The sequence below is a fragment of the Kitasatospora sp. NPDC004240 genome (genome assembly GCF_053603215.1).
Genome location: NZ_JBSGFD010000046.1, coordinates 34,759 through 50,553 on the forward strand (window position 1 = coordinate 34,759; position 15,795 = coordinate 50,553).

Here is a 15,795-nt window from a genome sequence, read left to right on the forward strand (position 1 = left end):
CCGCTGCTCCGTGCGAGTGTGGCGGACAGTAGTGACCCCGGACCCTGCACGCAGGACCCGCACTGTAAGGGATGAGCGATGGAACGACCTCGGATCCTGATCGTGGGCGGCGGCTTCGCCGGACTGGAGTGCGCTCGCCGCCTCGAACGCAAGCTCGCGCCCTCGGAGGCGGAGATCTCGCTGGTCACGCCGTTCGGCTACCAGCTCTACCTTCCCCTGCTCCCCCATGTCGCGGCCGGCGTCCTGACCCCGCAGTCCGTCGCGGTCTCCCTGCGCCGTACGCTGCGCCGCACCCACATAGTCCCCGGCGGGGCGATCGGCGTCGATCCCCGCTCCAAGGTCTGCGTGGTCCGCAAGATCACCGACGAGGTGGTCGCCCAGCGCTACGACTACCTGGTGCTCGCGCCCGGCAGCGTGACCCGCACCTTCGACATCCCGGGCCTGACCGACTACGCCCGCGGTATGAAGACCCTCGCCGAGGCCACCTACGTCCGCGACCACGTGATCTCCCAACTCGACCTGGCCTCGGCCACCCTGGACCAGCACGAGCGCGAGTCCCGGCTGCAGTTCGTGGTGGTCGGCGGCGGCTACGCGGGCACCGAGACGGCCGCCTGTCTGCAGCGGCTGACCACCGCCGCCGCCCGCCGCTACCCGCGGCTGGACGCCCGGCAGATCAAGTGGCACCTGATCGACATCGCCCCGAAGCTGATGCCCGAACTCGGCGACGCCCTGGGCACCACCGCGCTCCAGGTGCTGCGCGGCCGCGGCATCGAGGTGTCGCTGGGCGTCTCGGTGGCCGAGGTCGGCGCCGAGTCGGTCAAGTTCACGGACGGCAGGGTGCTCCCCTGCCGGACCCTGATCTGGACGGCCGGCGTGACGGCGAGCCCGCTGATCGGCACGCTGGACGCGGAGACGGTCCGCGGCCGGATCGCGGTGACGGCGGAGATGCGGGTGCCCCAGTTCGAGGGCGTGTTCGCGCTCGGTGACGCCGCCGCGGTGCCGGACCTCGCCAAGGGTGACGGCGCGGTCTGCCCGCCGACCGCCCAGCACTCCGCCCGGCAGGGCCGCGCGGTGGCGCACAACGTGATCGCGGCGCTGCGCAACCAGCCGCTGGAGCCGTACTACCACAAGGACCTCGGCCTGGTCGTCGACCTCGGCGGCAAGGACGCGGTGTCCAAGCCGGTGGGTGTGGAGCTGAAGGGCGTGCCGGCCCAGGTGGTGGCCCGCGGGTACCACCTGATGGCGATGCGCACCAATGCCGCCAAGTTCCGGGTGGGCGCCAACTGGCTGCTGAACGCGACCGCCGGCGACGACTTCGTGCGCACCGGGTTCCTGGCCCGCCAGCCCGCCCGGCTGCGCGACTTCGAGTACACCGACGCCTATCTGACGAAGGATCAGGTGCGGGCGCACGCCCAGGCGCTGCTCGCCAAGGGCTGACCGGCCCACCCGGGGAGCCCCCTCGCCGTGTCGGCGAGGGGGCTCCCCGCTGCGCTCGCACCCGGCCCTGAGCGCAGTTCGCGCCCGCCCCGAGCACGGCTCCCCGGGCGCGGCACCCGCTACCGGGCGAGCAGGTACATCCCGCTCGCGTCCCGGCCCGCCGTGTTGCGGCAGGACCAGTTGCCGCTCGGCTTGCCGTACATCAGCGTCAGGCAGCCGCCGAGGGCGGCCTGCCCGTAGTAGTTAGGGTGCATGGACTCCTGGACGGTGCCCTGGGAGGCGCTGAGTCCGGCGTCGACGAAGCGCGCCCACTCGCTGGTGGTGGCCGAGGGCGGTGTGGTCGAGGTGGCCTGCCGGGTCGCCGTGGAGCACACCTCGCGGCCCTGCATCATGTCGGCCAGGTCCATGAACTGCACGCCCTTCGCGGCGGCGACGGCGGCGAGTTCACGCGAGATCTGCGGCACCATCGAGTCGCGCGCCCAGTCGGCGTCCGCGTTCCAGAAGGGGCAGCCACCGGTGTCGCCGCGGCTCCAGCCGCTCTCGGGGTAGCGCATCTCCGAGCTGCGCGGGATCGGTGAGGGGTAGGACTGCAGCACGATCCGGTAGTCGCCGGCCGTGTAGCCGGCGCCGGACATCACCGCGCGGATCTCGTCGATCGCCTTGCGGACCCCGGCCATCGCGGCGGGCATCCGCTGGTCGATCGCCGACTGCTGGTCGTCGTGGCAGTAGGACCACCAGATCAGGTAGTCCTTGGCGCAGGTCTCGATGACGTCCGCGAAGCCCAGGTCGTTGCCGCCGATGGACAGGGTGACCAGCTTGACGTTGTTGGCCGCCGCGACGGCGGCGAGCTGGTCGGCCTGCGGGGCCTCGCCCTTGAAGGACTGGCCCCCGTTGGCGGCGCGGAACACGTTGGCGGTGACGGCGCCCGAGCAGGCCAGGTTGATCTGGGTCTGCGTGACGGTCGGGGCGCTGCGCACCTCGGCCACGTCCGAGCGGTCGCACCCGCTCGCGTACGTGGCGCCGTAGACCCGGGCGGGGTCGTAGGCGCTGCCGGTCCAGGCGCGGTCGGTACCGGCCCGGCTGCCGCCGGTGGCCAGGGAGTTGCCCTTCCAGCGACCGGCCTCGCCGGAGATGTAGCTGTCGCCGAGGGTGACGCTGGCGGTCGGGCCGGCGGGCACGGCGGCCCGGGCCGGGGTCGCCGCCCCGAGCAGGCCGGCGGCGCCGAGCGGCAGGGACAGGGCGGCGGCGATGAGTCGCCGGGTGAAGCGGGCGGTTCTGCTGGTGCGGGTACGGCCTGGAGAGCTTTCGGGCACGGCGGAACTCCTGCGGTCGGTCTCGCCCGATGTGTGGGGACGGGGAGACACGGGTGTGAGGGTGTGCCGCCGGCCGGTGGCGCGATGAAGATGACATGCCCGCGCTTGTTACCGCTAGGTATCTGCACGAGGTTTCTCGCTGCGCCACCGGACCGTTCAGATGAGTCGCGAACCGCCCTCCCCCGCCCCCAGTACGGCCGCGACGTCCTCGGCCAGCCGCCGGGCGTCCGCCGGGTCCAGCGTCGCCGTGGTCAGCCGCAGCCCCGGCGGGGACTGCAGCCGGTAGCGGGCGCCCGGCGCCGCGACCCAGCCGCGCTGCACCAGCGCGGCCAGCGCGGTGGTCTCGTCCGCCACGGGCACCCAGACGTTCAGCCCGCTGGCGCCGTACGCGGCGACGCCCCGCGCGGCCAGTTCGCCGAGCAGCGCGTCCCGCCGGCGCCGGTACGCGGCGGCCACCTCGGCCGCGGGGGCCGCGTCGGCGCGCCACAGCTCCGCGACGGTGCGCTGCAGCAGGTGGCTGACCCAGCCGGCGCCCAGCCGCTGGCGGCCCAGCACCCGGCCCATGGTGTCGGCGTCGCCCACCGCGACCGACAGCCGCAGGTCCGGCCCGTACGCCTTGGCGGACGAGCGCACCACCGCCCAGTGGGCGTGTCCGGCCCCGGCCAGCGCGTGGTACGCCTGGTCGACGATGCCGTGGCCGTGGTCGTCCTCGATCACCAGCGCGCCGGGGTGGCCGGCCAGCACGGCCCGCAGCTCGCCGGCCCGGTCGGCGGTCAGCGCGGCGCCGGTGGGGTTCTGCGCCCGGCTGGTGACGATCACCGCGCGGGCGCCGGCCGCCAGCGCCTCGGCGAGCTCCGCGGGCAGCGGGCCCTCGTCGTCCAGCCGGACCGGCAGCAGGCGCAGGCCCAGCGCGGGCAGCAGGTCGAGCAGGCTGCCCCAGCCCGGGTCCTCGACGGCGACGGCGTCCCCGGGGCGCAGCCGGGCGGCGAGGATGCGCTCGATGGTGTCCAGCGCCCCCGAGGCGATGGCGAGCGCCCCGTCCGGGATCCCGTCGGCCCGGAAGGCGGCGCGGGCGAGGGCGAGCAGTTCGGGGTCGGCGGCGGGACGGCCGTACAGCACGGGTGCGCGCCGGGCGTCCTCGGCGGCCGCGGTGAGTGCGGCGGTCAGGTCGGGCAGCAGGGCCGGGTCGGGGTTGCCGTCGGAGAGGTCGCGGGCGTGCGGGGGGACGGGCAGGCGGATCTGGTCGCGCGGGGTGAGCGCGGGCCGGGGCCGGATCCGGCTGCCCTTGCGGCCGGCGGTCTCGATGACGCCGCGGTCGCGCAGCAGGCGGTAGGCGGCGGCGACGGTGTTGGGGTTGACGCCCAGCTCGGCGGCGAGGTCGCGCAGCGGGGGCAGCGCGGTGCCCGGGGCGAGCCGGCCGTCGCTGACGCCCTGTTCGATGCCGGCCGCGATATCGCTGGCGCGCCGACCCTTGATCGGATAGTCTCCTAGCACAAAACCGATTATGCACTAGTACATAGAGGTTGTCATGCCGGACGCGACACCGACCCCCGCCTCCTACGCCCGTACCCCGGGCACCACGCCGACCCGCTACCGGGACCGGGCCACCTGGGAGAAGGAGAGCATCCACGCCATCCTCGACGCCGGCTACCTCTGCCACCTCGGATTCATCGCCGACGGCGCGCCCGTGGTGCTGCCCACCATCTACGCCCGGGTCGGCGAGCGCCTCTACATCCACGGCTCCACCGGCAGCCGCCCGCTGCGCGGCGCCTCCGGCGGGCAGGGCCTCGCGGTCTGCGTGACCGTCACCCACGTCGACGCCCTGGTGCTGACCAAGTCGGCCTTCAACCACTCCGTCAACTTCCGCTCGGTGGTGGCGCACGGCACGGCCCATCAGGTCACCGACCCCGAGGAACTGCGGATCGCGCTGGACGCGCTGGTCGACCAGACCGTGCCCGGCCGCTCCGCCGAGGTCCGGCCCGCCAACGCCAAGGAGCTGGCCGCCACCGCCGTGATCCGCCTCGACCTGGACGAGGTGTCCGCCAAGACCCGCGACGACGGCGCCGACGACGACCCGGCCGACCTCGACCTCCCCCACTGGGCCGGCGTCGTACCGGTCACCGGCGGCCACGGCACGCCCGTGCCGGCCGACCACACCACCGTCCCGCTGCCCGCGCACCTGCGCGCGTTCACCGCCTGAGGGGCCGTCCGATGCTGATCCGCTCCTGGGACCGCGGCGACGAGGCCGAGTGGCGGGCCTGGCTCGCCCAGGGCCGCGACTTCGGCCTGCTCGCCGCGAACGGCCCGGCCGGCGAGGGGCCCGTCCTGGTCCCCACCCACTTCCTGCTGGACGCCGACCGCGGCGAGATCCTGCTCCACCTCGCCGCCCCCAACCCGCTGCTCACCGCCGTCCGCGCCGACCCCCAGGTCACCCTCGCGGTCACCGACGACTACGCCTACGCCCCCGGCCACTGGCGCGGCGAGCCCGGCACCCCGACCAGCTACTACGCCTCGGTGCACTTCCACTGCACCGCGGAGGTCGTCGCCGACCCGGCCGGCAAGGCCGAGATCCTCAACCGCCAGCTCGCGCACTTCCAGCCGGAGACCCCGCAGGTGCGGGTGACCCCGGGCGAGGGCGAGTTCTCGCGCCTGCTCCCGGGCCTGCGCGGGCTGCGGCTGACGGTCCGCGAGGTGCGCGCCAAGTTCAAGTACGACGACAAGAAGCCGGTCGCCGACCAGTACGCGATCGCCGGCCGCCTCACCGACCGCGGCCTGCCCGGCGACGCCGGCGTCCGCGGCCAGCTGCTGCGCCGCAACGCCCGCCGCTCCTGACCGGCCGCACCCCCGCCGGCGCACCACCCGGGCCGCGCGCCGGAGGAGATGGGCTGAGCCCCGCCGCCGTCCGTCGCCCGGGGCCGCGCCCTCGGCTTCCTCCACGGCCACCTGGCCTGATGTGATCGGTCAGCACCGTAAATCGACTGGACAGCTGTCCGCACCCCCCGCATAGTCACGGAATGCGAAGCCATCCCTCCCCCCGATCCCGCTTCGCCTGGGCCGGGCGCAACTACCGCATCCAGACCGCCGCCACCGTGATCAGCGGCCTCGGCAACGCGGGCGCCCCGATCGCGACGGCCTTCGCGGTCCTGGAGAGCGGCGGCTCGACCACCGAGGTCGGGTACGTCACCGCGGCCCGCCTGGTCCCGGTCGTCCTGCTGCTGATGGTCGGCGGCGCGCTCGCCGACCGGCTGCCGCGCCACCTGGTGATGGTGGCGGCCAACCTGTTCAACGCCGCCTCCCAGGCCCTGCTGGCCGTCCTGGTGCTCAGCGGTGACGTCCGGCTGTGGCAGCTGATCGTGCTCTCCGCGGCCGGCGGGGCGGGCCACGCCTTCTACGCGCCCGCCTCCGAGGGCATGATCATGCAGAGCGTGGCGCCCGAGCACGCCACCCGCGCGTTCTCGGTGTTCCGGATGGCGCTCAACTCCGCGCAGATCGGCGGCATGGCGGCCGGCGGCGCGCTGACCGCCGCCGTCGGGCCCGGCTGGGTGCTGGCGCTGGACGCCGGCTGCTTCCTGGCCGCCGCCGGTCTGCGGTTCTTCATGGAGAACGAGCAGGCCCCGGCCGCCGCCGGCGGCGGCATGCTGCGCGACCTGCGCGAGGGCTGGGACGAGTTCACCTCCCGCCGCTGGCTCTGGGTGATCGTGCTGCAGTTCGCCGTCCTGATGGCCTGCATCACGGCCGTCGAGGCCGTGTACGGGCCGATCGTGGCGAAGGAGCGGCTGGGCGGGGCCCGGGCCTGGGGGCTGGCGCTGGCCGCCCACGGGGTCGGCCTGGTGGCGACCGGGGTGCTCATGGTCCGCTGGCAGCCGCGCCGCCTCCTGCTGGCCGGCAACTGGGGCGTCTTCCTGTTCGGGGTGCCCGCGGTCGCCCTGGCGCTGGCGGCCCCGCTGCCGGTGCTGGTGGTCGCGATGTTCCTGTCCGGCGCCGGGGTGACGGTCTTCGGCGTCAACTGGATGATCGCCCTCCAGCAGGAGATCCCGGCCGAGATGTTCTCCCGGGTCGCCGCGTACGACCACCTGGGTTCGCTCTCGCTGTCACCGGTCGGCACCGCGCTGGCCGGCCCGGCGGCGACCGCGCTCGGCCTCTCGGGGGCGCTCTGGGCCTGCGCCGCGCTCTGCCTGCTGCTGAGCGCCGTGGTGCTGCTCGAACCCCAGGTCCGCCGGCTCTCCCGCCGGACCCCGACCGACGGCCCCACCCCGACCCCCACCCCCGCCGAGCCCGCCCCGGCCACCCCCTGAATGCCCTCCGCCCGGCAACCACCGCCGCACCCCGCTCGTCCGACCAGGTGACACCACCGTCGTACGAGGGGGACGCCCGGGTGCCGAAACCACTGCTGTTCCTGGACGTCGACGGGGTCCTCAACCCGGTCCGCCCCGAACCCGGGGACGGATTCGACGCCCACACCCTGCTCGGCCACACCGTCCTGCTCTCCCCGCACCACGGCGCCTGGCTGCGCGAGCTGTCCGGCACGTACGAGCTGGTCTGGGCCACCGCCTGGGAGGGGCACGCCAACGAGCACATCGGCCCGGCGATCGGCCTGCCCGAGCTGCCGGTGGTCCGTTTCAGGGGCTACGTCCCGCGACCCGGTGACCCCCGGGTGCCGCTGATGGAGCTGTTCTCCGCCCACAAGTGGGCACCGCTGCTGCGCCACGCCGAGGGCCGCCCGTTCGCCTGGATCGACGACGTCATCCCGGGCCGGCTGGTCCGCGGCTCGCTCTGGCGCCGCGACCGGCTGCTGCTCCGGACCGACCCCGGCCTGGGGCTGGAACGCCACCACGTGGACCGGCTGCTCGCCCGCCCGCCGCGCGCCCGCGCCCTGGCGGCGCTCAGCCGGTGGGCAGCCAGCTGACGTGTCCGGCGAGCAGGGCGTAGCCGACGAAGGCCACGGTGTCGATCAGCGCGTGCGCCACCACCAACGGCATCACCCGGCCCCAGCGCTTGTACAGCAGGCAGAACACCGCGCCCATGACCATGTTGCCGACCAGTCCGCCGACCCCCTGGTACAGGTGGTAGGAGCCGCGCAGCACCGAGCTGGTCACCACGACGGCCGGCCAGGACCACCCCAACTGCCCCAGCCTGCGCACCAGGTAGCCGAGGACGACCACCTCCTCCAGGATGGCGTTCTGCCACGCGGAGGCGAGCAGCACCGGGATCCGCCACCAGACGTCCGGCAGCCCGGAGGGCGCCACGGTCAGGTTGTAGCCGGCCGCCTGGGAGGCCAGGTAGAGCGCCAGACCGGAGCCGCCGATCGCGGCGGCGACCGCGGCGCCCCGGCCGAGGTCCCGTAGCTTCTGGCCGAGGTCGAAGCCCAGCACCCGCAGCGAGGTGCCCTCACGGACCAGCAGGTAGCCGACCAGCACCACCGGCATCAGCCCGCGGGCGACGTAGTACAGCTGCCAGGCGAGGTCCAGCCAGGGCCGGCCGGGGGCGCGCGAGGTGTTGAGGGTGGCGACCTGCTGGCCGAGCTTCAGCTCCTCGGTCAGCGATCCGGTGAAGCTGATCAGCGCGCCGATGCCGCTGGCCCCGAGCGAGAGCCCGAGGACGATCAGCAGCTCCACGCCGAGCAGCCGGCGCGAGGGCCGGGCGTTCCCCGGTTCGGTCGAGGCGGTGGTCACGGGACGCTCCAGCAATCCGGCTCCGCTCCGGCCGTCGGCCGACCGCCGGAGCGGTCATCCTTCCACACCGCCCCGACGCGCCGACGCCGCGCACCGTGCCCGCCCCGGCACCGGCCGCCGTACCGCGGGACGGCCCCCGGAACGGCTCAGCCGACCGGCCAGGTGTGCACCGGCTCCCCTGACCGCATGTACTCCATGTAGCGCCGGGTCATCGCCGCGAGCGCCGCCGCGCGGTCCATCCCGAACCGCTCGCGCAGCCGGTGGAAGGTGGCGCTCTGCCAGGCGGCCCCGTTGGTGCGCCGCAGGCAGCGCTGCTCGATGATGCCCAGGTAGCGGTCCCGGTCGGCCGGCTCCACGCCCCACTCGTCCAGGCCCTGGTACGCCATCGGCAGCAGCTCGTTCAGCACCAGGTCCATCGCGGGCACGGTGGTCAGCCCGCCGCCGCGTCCGGCCCGGCCGGCCCGCGGCCACTGGAACACCGCGTCGACGCCGTACCGGCAGGCCTGCTGGAAGTTGGCGTCGGCCTGTGCGAACGGCAGCCTGGTCCAGATCGGCCGGGGCTGCTCGGCGAGCACCCGGACCAGCCCGTAGTAGAAGGCGGCGTTGGCGAGCGTGTCGGCGACCGTCGGCCCGGCCGGCAGCGCCCGGTTCTCCACCCGCAGGTGCGGCACCCCGTCGCTGACGTCGTACACCGGGCGGTTCCACCGGTAGATGGTCCCGTTGTGCAGCCGCATCTCGGCCAGCCGGGGCACGCCGCCGGAGGCCAGCACCTTGGCCGGGTCCTCGTCGTCGCAGATCGGCAGCAGCGCCGGGAAGTACCGCAGGTTCTCCTCGAAGAGGTCGTACGCGGAGTCCACCCAGCGCTCGCCGAACCAGGTGATCGGGCGCACGCCCTGCGCCTTGAGCTCCGCCGAACGGGTGTCGCACGCCTGTTGGAAGAGCACCGGCCGGGTCTCCCGCCACAGCTCCCGGCCGAACAGGAAGGGCGAGTTGGCGCCGAGCGCGAGCTGCGGCCCGCAGATCGCCTGGGCCGCGTTCCACACCGAGGAGAAGCGGTCGGGGGTGACCTGCAGGTGGAGCTGGAGGGAGGTCGCGGCGGCCTCGGCGACCATGGTGATCGACTCCAGCTGGAGGCGCTCGACGCCCTCGATGTCCAGCGTGATGTCCTCGCCCCGGGCGGCCAGGATCTGGTCGCTGAGCAGGCTGTACCGCTGGTTGTGGGACATCGAGTCCAGACCGGTGTGGTCGTTCTCCAGTGTCGGCAGGATGCCCACCATCACGATCCGCGCGCCGACCTCGGCGGCCTTGCGGTCGGCGTAGCGCAGCCCGGTGTCGATCTCCTCGCGCAGCTCCTCGAACACGTGGCCGCAGAGCCGGTGCGGGGTGATGTTGACCTCGATGTTGAACTGGCCGAGCTCGGTCTGGAAGTCGCTGGAGGCGATCGCGGTCAGCACCTGGGCGTTGCGCATCACCGGCAGGCCCTGGTCGTCGGCCAGGTTGAGCTCGATCTCCAGGCCCATCACTCCCCGGGGCCGGTCGAAGCGCTGCTCGCGCAGCATCCGCCCCAGGGCGTCGAGACAGGACTGCAGCTTGCGGCGGTACAGCTGCCGGTCCGACAGGTCCGCGCGCGTCGCCACGACCTTCTCGCCCATGCTGCCCCCTCATCCGGGGCCGGCCGTCCCGGCCGACCGTGCATCCATCATGCCCACCCCGAAGATCGATACCCGATGGCTTCTAACGGCTTGCAATGCAAGGAAACTGATGGAGTTTCAGCACAACTGCCGACTTGCTCGACGACACCGCCTGTGATAAACAGGTCACCCTGTGCACCTGTTCGATTGAATTCGCACTGCGCCCCGCCACGGCCCGCCGCTGCCGCGACACCCTCGCCCGCGGCGGCGGCCGAGCCCCGCTCCGCGATCCTGCACAACCGGACACGGCCAGGTCCCGTCACCGAAGACACACCGCGCCACGCCGGTATGCCGCACTCGCACGCCGATCTCGCACGGAGAGGCGACCCCGCCATGACTCTGCAGACCCCCCAGCCCCCGCCCAGTGCCCTGCGCGCGGTGCTCGCCGCGCTCGACTCGGAGACCGCCCTTCGCCAGCCCGCCGCCGCGGCGCTGCGCCATCCGGTCGGTTCGCTGCTGCCCGCACACCCGCTCGCCGTCCACGTGCTGGAGGGTCCGCGCCCCTCGCTCGCGGCCGCCCGGCGGACCGGCTGGCGCTTCCTCATCAAGGACGGCGCCGACGTCGCCGCCGCCGCCGAGGTGGTGCAGGGCGGGGAGGGCCACACCTTCTCGCACTTCACCGCCGGTCCCTACCTGGACTCCACCGTCCGGGCGCTGCGCCAGGCCTGGCAGCTCGCCCAGACCTCGCGGGCCCGCCAGCAGCCGAGGCTGCTCACCGTCCCCGGCCAGTACGCCACGGCGCTGTGGCTGCACTGCCCGGACTCCGGCCCGGACGCCGACCTCCTGATCCCGCTGGCACCGGCGCCGCTCGGGATCACCGCGCACCGCGCCTACCCGGCCGCCGACCTGCTCGCGCTGCTGGCCCGCCCGGCGCTCGCCAAGCCGGCGCTGCTCGGCTTCTCCTGAGCCCGGCCGGCGCCCGCGCCGCACCCCTCTCCGTCGCCGTCGACCCCGGTCGCGCCGTGCACAGCGGTCGCACCGGTCGCACCGAGGCCGTGCGCACCGCGCACCGATCGGACCGTACCCACCGTTCACCCGTTCGCCGAGTGACCCCACAGTGGCCCGACCATCCGGACGGGCCATCCGCCATGACCCGTCCGGGCCAGTCGGCGGATGGCCCGTTCGGTGGATTAAACCTGCCCTGGGCCATCTGAACGGGTGATCTATGCGAGGGACTTGTGGCGCATGTCACCAAACCGCTGCGCGAGCGTCCCCGGATGCCGACACTGGGAACCAGCGTGGAAGGACCACCTGTCCTACCCACTTGAGGGTCGGCCCACACCTGGGGTCGGCCGGGCAGGATCCGACCACCGCGGCGGCTCCGACGGCGAAACCGACGGCGGCCGCACCACGGGGAGGATCGCGAAGCGAAGCGAGGGTACGCGTATGTGCCAGCACCGTCCTGAATGCCCGTCGGCCGAGTCCGAGGACCGCGAGGCGGCCGTACCGGTGGCCTGCCACCCGGAGCAGGGCTGGAGCCTGCTCTGCAACGGCGTCCTGCTCTTCGAGGACACCGGCGAACTGCTGCCCGACGGGCGGGTGATCGCACCGCGCCGCCCCGCCGCCTTCGCGGCCTGAGCGCCACGACGACGGGGGCAGCCGTCCGCACCACGGGAACGGGCAGAGCCCCGGCGGAAGCGTCCGCCGGGGCTCTGTCGTGCGCGGGCGCGGCCCGCGGAGGCGTCAGACGCCGTACTCGTCCAGCGGCGGGCAGGAGCAGACCAGGTTGCGGTCGCCGTACGCGCCGTCGATGCGGCTGACCGGGGGCCAGTACTTGTCCGCCGGGTTGACGCCGGCCGGGAAGACCGCCTCCTGGCGCGAGTAGCCGTGCGCCCAGTCGCCGGCCAGCGAGGCGGCGGTGTGCGGGGCGTTGCGCAGCGGGTTGTCGTCCGCCGCCCACTCGCCGGAGCCGACCTTCTCGATCTCCGCGCGGATCTCGATCATCGCGTCGCAGAAGCGGTCGATCTCGTACAGGTCCTCGGACTCGGTCGGCTCGATCATCAGCGTGCCGGCCACCGGGAACGACATCGTCGGCGCGTGGAAGCCGTAGTCGATCAGGCGCTTGGCGATGTCGTCGACCGAGACGCCGGTCTCCTTGGTGAGCGGGCGCAGGTCGATGATGCACTCGTGCGCGACCAGGCCGCCGGGGCCGGTGTAGAGCACCGGGAAGTGCGGGGCCAGGCGCTTGGCGATGTAGTTGGCGTTGAGCACCGCCACCTGGGTGGCGCGCTTGAGGCCCTCGCCGCCCATCAGGCGCACGTACGCCCAGGAGATCGGCAGGATCGCCGCCGAGCCCCACGGCGCGGCCGAGATCGGGCCGACGCCGGTGGCCGGGCCGGCCTCCTCCTGCAGCGGGTGGTTGGGCAGGTACGGCGCGAGGTGCGCGCGCACCGCGACCGGGCCGACGCCCGGGCCGCCGCCGCCGTGCGGGATGCAGAAGGTCTTGTGCAGGTTCAGGTGCGAGACGTCCGCGCCGAACTTGCCCGGCTTGGCGAGGCCGACCAGGGCGTTCAGGTTGGCGCCGTCCACGTACACCTGGCCGCCGGCCTCGTGCACGGCCGCGCAGATGTCGGTGATCTCGGTCTCGTACACGCCGTGGGTGGACGGGTAGGTGACCATCAGCACCGAGAGCTGGTCGCGGTACTGCTCGATCTTGGCCTTGAGGTCGGCCACGTCGACGTCACCGTCGACCAGGGTCTTGACCACGACGACCCGCATGCCGGCCATCACGGCGGAGGCCGCGTTGGTGCCGTGCGCGGAGGACGGGATCAGGCAGACGTCACGCTGGGTGTCGCCGTTGGCCAGGTGGTAGGCGCGGACGGCCAGCAGGCCGGCCAGCTCGCCCTGGGAGCCGGCGTTCGGCTGGATGGAGACCGCGTCGTAGCCGGTCACCTCGACCAGCTGCCGCTCCAGCTGACGGATCAGGGTGAGGAAGCCCGCGGCCTGGTCGACCGGCGCGAACGGGTGCAGCTGGCCGAACTCGGGCCAGGTCACCGGCTCCATCTCGGTGGTCGCGTTGAGCTTCATGGTGCAGGAGCCCAGCGGGATCATGCCGCGGTCCAGCGCGTAGTCGCGGTCCGACAGGCGGCGCAGGTAGCGCAGCATGGCGGTCTCGGAGCGGTGGCTGTGAAAGACCGGGTGGGTGAGGTACTCGTCCTCGCGCAGCAGCGCGGCGGGCAGCGCGTCGGCGCCCTCCGCGACCTCGACGCCCTCGACGCCGAACGCGGCCCACACGCCCGCCAGGTGCTCGCGGGTGGTGGTCTCGTCGGTGGAGACCGAGATCCGGTCCTCGCCGTCCTGGTACACGTTGATGCCGTGCGCGCGGGCGGCCTCGGCGATCGCGGCGGCGCGGCCGGGGACGACGGCGGTGACGGTGTCGAAGAACTCGCCGTGCAGCAGCTCGACGCCGCCGGCCCGCAGGCCCTCGGCGAGGGCGGCGGCGTAGCGGTGGGTGCGGCGGGCGATGTCGGCCAGGCCGTCCGGGCCGTGGTAGACCGCGTACATCGAGGCCATCACGGCGAGCAGGACCTGCGCGGTGCAGATGTTGCTGGTGGCCTTCTCGCGGCGGATGTGCTGCTCGCGGGTCTGCAGGGCCAGGCGGTAGGCGCGGTTGCCGTCGGTGTCGACGGAGACGCCGACCAGGCGGCCGGGCAGCGAGCGGGCGTACTCGGCGCGCACCGAGAGGTAGCCGGCGTGCGGGCCGCCGAAGCCCATCGGGACGCCGAAGCGCTGCGAGGTGCCGCAGGCGATGTCGGCGCCGAGCGCGCCCGGGGACTTCAGCAGGGTGAGCGCCAGCAGGTCGGCGGCGACCGCGACGATCGCGCCGAGGCCGTGCGCCTGCTCGATGACCGGGGTCAGGTCGCGGACCACACCGGTGGCGCCCGGGTACTGCAGCAGCACGCCGAAGACGCCGCGCTCGACGATCTCGGCCGGGATGCCCTCGGAGAGGTCGGCGACGACGACCTCGACACCGGTCGGCACGGCGCGGGTGTTGATCACCGCGACGGTCTGCGGCAGGGTCTCGGCGTCGACCAGGAACACGCCGCCCTTGACCTTGGTGACCCGGCGGGCCAGGGCCATCGCCTCGGCGGCGGCGGTGCCCTCGTCCAGCAGCGAGGAGCCGGAGGTCGGCAGGCCGGTCAGGTCGGAGACCAGGGTCTGGAAGTTGAGCAGCGCCTCCAGGCGGCCCTGCGAGATCTCCGGCTGGTACGGCGTGTACGCGGTGTACCAGGCCGGGTTCTCCAGGACGTTGCGCAGGATCACCGGCGGGGTGAAGGTGCCGTAGTAGCCCAGGCCGATCATCGGCTGGAGGACCTTGTTGCTGCCGGCCAGCTCGCGCAGCTCGGCGAGGACCTGGGCCTCGCTGCGGCCGGCGGGCAGGTCCAGGGCGGTGATGGAGCGGATCGCCTCGGGAACGGCGGTCGCGGCGAGCTCGTCCAGCGAGCCGAAGCCGACCTGGGCCAGCATCTTCGCCTGCGCGGCGGCGTCGGGGCCGATGTGGCGGTTCTCGAAGGGGCTGGCCTGCTCGAGCTCGGTGAGAGTCGCGGGGGCGGTGGGGTGTCCCGCGTTCGGCTGGGCGTTCATGGTGGTCGAGGCCTCCTGGTCACGGACCGGCGGGGGTACGCACGCCGGCCGGCCTTCGCCGCTGCGGCAGCGGTTCGGCCCGGGCGAACGAACCCGACAGGCCTCCCCCTCTGTCATCGGGACCTGAGAGCTTCGCCCGCGCGGCGCGCGATGAGCGCACCGCCGGCTTGCACCGTCGGTGAGGGTGGTGGCCGTCGGCTCCCTCGCCGGCGGTCCTGCCCTGCTTTCCAGAGTGACCTATCCCACACGGTACGGATGCCTGAGAGATTCCGGGGAGGGTTTGCTCCTTCGGCGCCCCTACCAGCGGATTCCACTGCCGGGGACTCTCCCGAGTGGGCTCGGCGGTCGCGCCCAGGGTACCAGCGAGACCGCTCCGGATCACGGGTGCGCCAGGTCACTCGGTCGCCGCGCCCGCGCCGCGGGCCCGACCGGCGGGTGACCCGGACGGCCCAGCGCGCGGCCCGGACGGCCCCGCCCGGCTCGCGGGCGTCCGGTTCATGGCATTTGGTGTGAAGTGGCGGATGGGAAGGGCCCTCCAGCCGTCAGTCTGCGGGAGTTCCGCAGGAGCAGCGCACCGGAGGCAAGAGTGCAGACCGACATCGATCCCCGGGACCTCATCGGCCACAAGGCGGTCGACCGCAACGGGGACAAGATCGGCACCGTCGACGAGGTGTACCTGGACGACGCCACCGGCCAGCCGGAGTGGGCCGCCGTCCGCACCGGCATCTTCGGCCGGGACGCCTTCGTCCCGCTGACCACCAGCGAGTTCTCCGGCGAGGAGCTGCGGGTGCCGTACGACAAGTCGCTCGTGAAGGAGTCCCCCGACTTCGGCGTGGGCCAGCACCTGTCACCGACCCAGGAGCTCCAGCTGTACCGCTACTACGGCCTGGACACCCCGGCGGACGGCCGTCCGGCGACGGGGGACGACTCCGGCTCCCGGCCCGCCGACCTCGACTTCGGCACGGACCGCCCGGCGAACGCGCCGGCCGGCACGGCAGCGGCGGCGGGTACGGCGGCGATCTGATCATGATGGACAGCGGAATCGGGCCGCGCCCGCACCTCGTGACGAGCGTCACACATGTTTGCGGTTTGAGAACG

13 protein-coding genes and 1 riboswitch are annotated in these 15,795 nt (G+C 73.7%); of the genes, 8 read left to right on the forward strand and 5 right to left on the reverse strand.

Going from position 1 to position 15,795, the window contains the following annotated elements; all coding sequences use genetic code 11:
* Positions 1-78: 78 nt before the first annotated feature.
* Positions 79-1,437 (forward strand): NAD(P)/FAD-dependent oxidoreductase, encoded by a 1,359-nt coding sequence (locus ACWEQL_RS15135; protein ID WP_452150686.1) that lies wholly within the window; start codon positions 79-81, stop codon positions 1,435-1,437.
* Between the two features lie 119 nt (positions 1,438-1,556).
* Here the strand turns inward: ACWEQL_RS15135 and ACWEQL_RS15140 are convergent, their stop codons facing one another.
* Positions 1,557-2,750, reverse strand: a complete 1,194-nt coding sequence (locus tag ACWEQL_RS15140) for a GDSL-type esterase/lipase family protein (RefSeq protein ID WP_452150687.1) — start codon at positions 2,748-2,750, stop codon at positions 1,557-1,559.
* A 156-nt stretch (positions 2,751-2,906) separates the two neighbouring features.
* A complete protein-coding gene (locus tag ACWEQL_RS15145; protein ID WP_452150688.1) occupies positions 2,907-4,244 on the reverse strand; it encodes an aminotransferase class I/II-fold pyridoxal phosphate-dependent enzyme in 1,338 nt (445 codons plus the stop codon).
* Between the two features lie 34 nt (positions 4,245-4,278).
* On the opposite strand from ACWEQL_RS15145, the gene ACWEQL_RS15150 reads away from it, so the two are divergent.
* From ACWEQL_RS15150 to ACWEQL_RS15165, 4 genes are all read left to right on the forward strand, one after another.
* Entirely contained in the window at positions 4,279-4,950 is a 672-nt protein-coding gene (locus tag ACWEQL_RS15150) for a pyridoxamine 5'-phosphate oxidase family protein (RefSeq protein WP_452150689.1), read from the forward strand.
* A gap of 11 nt (positions 4,951-4,961) precedes the next feature.
* A complete protein-coding gene (locus ACWEQL_RS15155) occupies positions 4,962-5,582 on the forward strand; it encodes an FMN-binding negative transcriptional regulator (RefSeq protein ID WP_452150690.1) in 621 nt (206 codons plus the stop codon).
* Positions 5,583-5,764: 182 nt separating this feature from the next.
* Positions 5,765-7,045, forward strand: coding sequence for an MFS transporter (locus ACWEQL_RS15160; protein ID WP_452150691.1), 1,281 nt, complete (start codon positions 5,765-5,767; stop codon positions 7,043-7,045).
* A gap of 80 nt (positions 7,046-7,125) precedes the next feature.
* Positions 7,126-7,656 carry an HAD domain-containing protein gene (locus tag ACWEQL_RS15165; RefSeq protein WP_452150692.1) on the forward strand — a complete coding sequence of 177 codons (531 nt, stop codon included), beginning with the start codon at positions 7,126-7,128 and terminating at the stop codon, positions 7,654-7,656.
* Here the strand turns inward: ACWEQL_RS15165 and ACWEQL_RS15170 are convergent.
* Together ACWEQL_RS15170 and ACWEQL_RS15175 are read right to left on the reverse strand one after the other, a co-directional pair.
* Positions 7,634-8,422, reverse strand: a complete 789-nt coding sequence (locus ACWEQL_RS15170) for a CPBP family intramembrane glutamic endopeptidase (protein ID WP_452150693.1) — start codon at positions 8,420-8,422, stop codon at positions 7,634-7,636. The genes ACWEQL_RS15165 and ACWEQL_RS15170 overlap by 23 nt on opposite strands.
* Before the next feature lie 146 nt (positions 8,423-8,568).
* Positions 8,569-10,074: a glutamate--cysteine ligase gene (locus ACWEQL_RS15175; protein ID WP_452150694.1), complete on the reverse strand. Its 1,506-nt coding sequence runs from the start codon at positions 10,072-10,074 to the stop codon at positions 8,569-8,571.
* 372 nt (positions 10,075-10,446) lie between these two features.
* On the opposite strand from ACWEQL_RS15175, the gene ACWEQL_RS15180 reads away from it, so the two are divergent.
* Together ACWEQL_RS15180 and ACWEQL_RS15185 are read left to right on the forward strand one after the other, a co-directional pair.
* Positions 10,447-11,019, forward strand: a complete 573-nt coding sequence (locus tag ACWEQL_RS15180; RefSeq protein WP_452150695.1) for a hypothetical protein — start codon at positions 10,447-10,449, stop codon at positions 11,017-11,019.
* Between the two features lie 480 nt (positions 11,020-11,499).
* Positions 11,500-11,691: a DUF5999 family protein gene (locus ACWEQL_RS15185; RefSeq protein ID WP_452150696.1), complete on the forward strand. Its 192-nt coding sequence runs from the start codon at positions 11,500-11,502 to the stop codon at positions 11,689-11,691.
* A 105-nt stretch (positions 11,692-11,796) separates the two neighbouring features.
* On the opposite strand, the gene gcvP is transcribed toward ACWEQL_RS15185, so the two are convergent.
* Positions 11,797-14,697 carry an aminomethyl-transferring glycine dehydrogenase gene (gene gcvP / locus ACWEQL_RS15190; RefSeq protein ID WP_452150697.1) on the reverse strand — a complete coding sequence of 967 codons (2,901 nt, stop codon included), beginning with the start codon at positions 14,695-14,697 and terminating at the stop codon, positions 11,797-11,799.
* Positions 14,698-14,934: 237 nt separating this feature from the next.
* Positions 14,935-15,038: riboswitch (glycine riboswitch) on the reverse strand.
* Positions 15,039-15,283: 245 nt separating this feature from the next.
* Between gcvP and ACWEQL_RS15195 the strand changes: the two genes are divergently transcribed.
* On the forward strand, positions 15,284-15,721 hold the full coding sequence (locus ACWEQL_RS15195) for a PRC-barrel domain-containing protein (protein WP_452150698.1): 438 nt from the start codon (positions 15,284-15,286) through the stop codon (positions 15,719-15,721).
* Positions 15,722-15,795: the final 74 nt, after the last annotated feature.

Bases quoted from the DNA above. Each gene is read 5' to 3' on its own strand.
- ACWEQL_RS15160 (WP_452150691.1), top strand. From the start codon at position 5,765: ATGCGAAGCCATCCCTCCCCCCGATCCCGCTTCGCCTGGGCCGGGCGC.
- ACWEQL_RS15155 (WP_452150690.1), top strand. From the start codon at position 4,962: ATGCTGATCCGCTCCTGGGACCGCGGCGACGAGGCCGAGTGGCGGGCC.
- ACWEQL_RS15135 (WP_452150686.1), top strand. From the start codon at position 79: ATGGAACGACCTCGGATCCTGATCGTGGGCGGCGGCTTCGCCGGACTG.
- gcvP (WP_452150697.1), bottom strand. From the start codon at position 14,697: ATGAACGCCCAGCCGAACGCGGGACACCCCACCGCCCCCGCGACTCTC.
- ACWEQL_RS15180 (WP_452150695.1), top strand. From the start codon at position 10,447: ATGACTCTGCAGACCCCCCAGCCCCCGCCCAGTGCCCTGCGCGCGGTG.
- ACWEQL_RS15185 (WP_452150696.1), top strand. From the start codon at position 11,500: ATGTGCCAGCACCGTCCTGAATGCCCGTCGGCCGAGTCCGAGGACCGC.
- ACWEQL_RS15175 (WP_452150694.1), bottom strand. From the start codon at position 10,074: ATGGGCGAGAAGGTCGTGGCGACGCGCGCGGACCTGTCGGACCGGCAG.
- ACWEQL_RS15150 (WP_452150689.1), top strand. From the start codon at position 4,279: ATGCCGGACGCGACACCGACCCCCGCCTCCTACGCCCGTACCCCGGGC.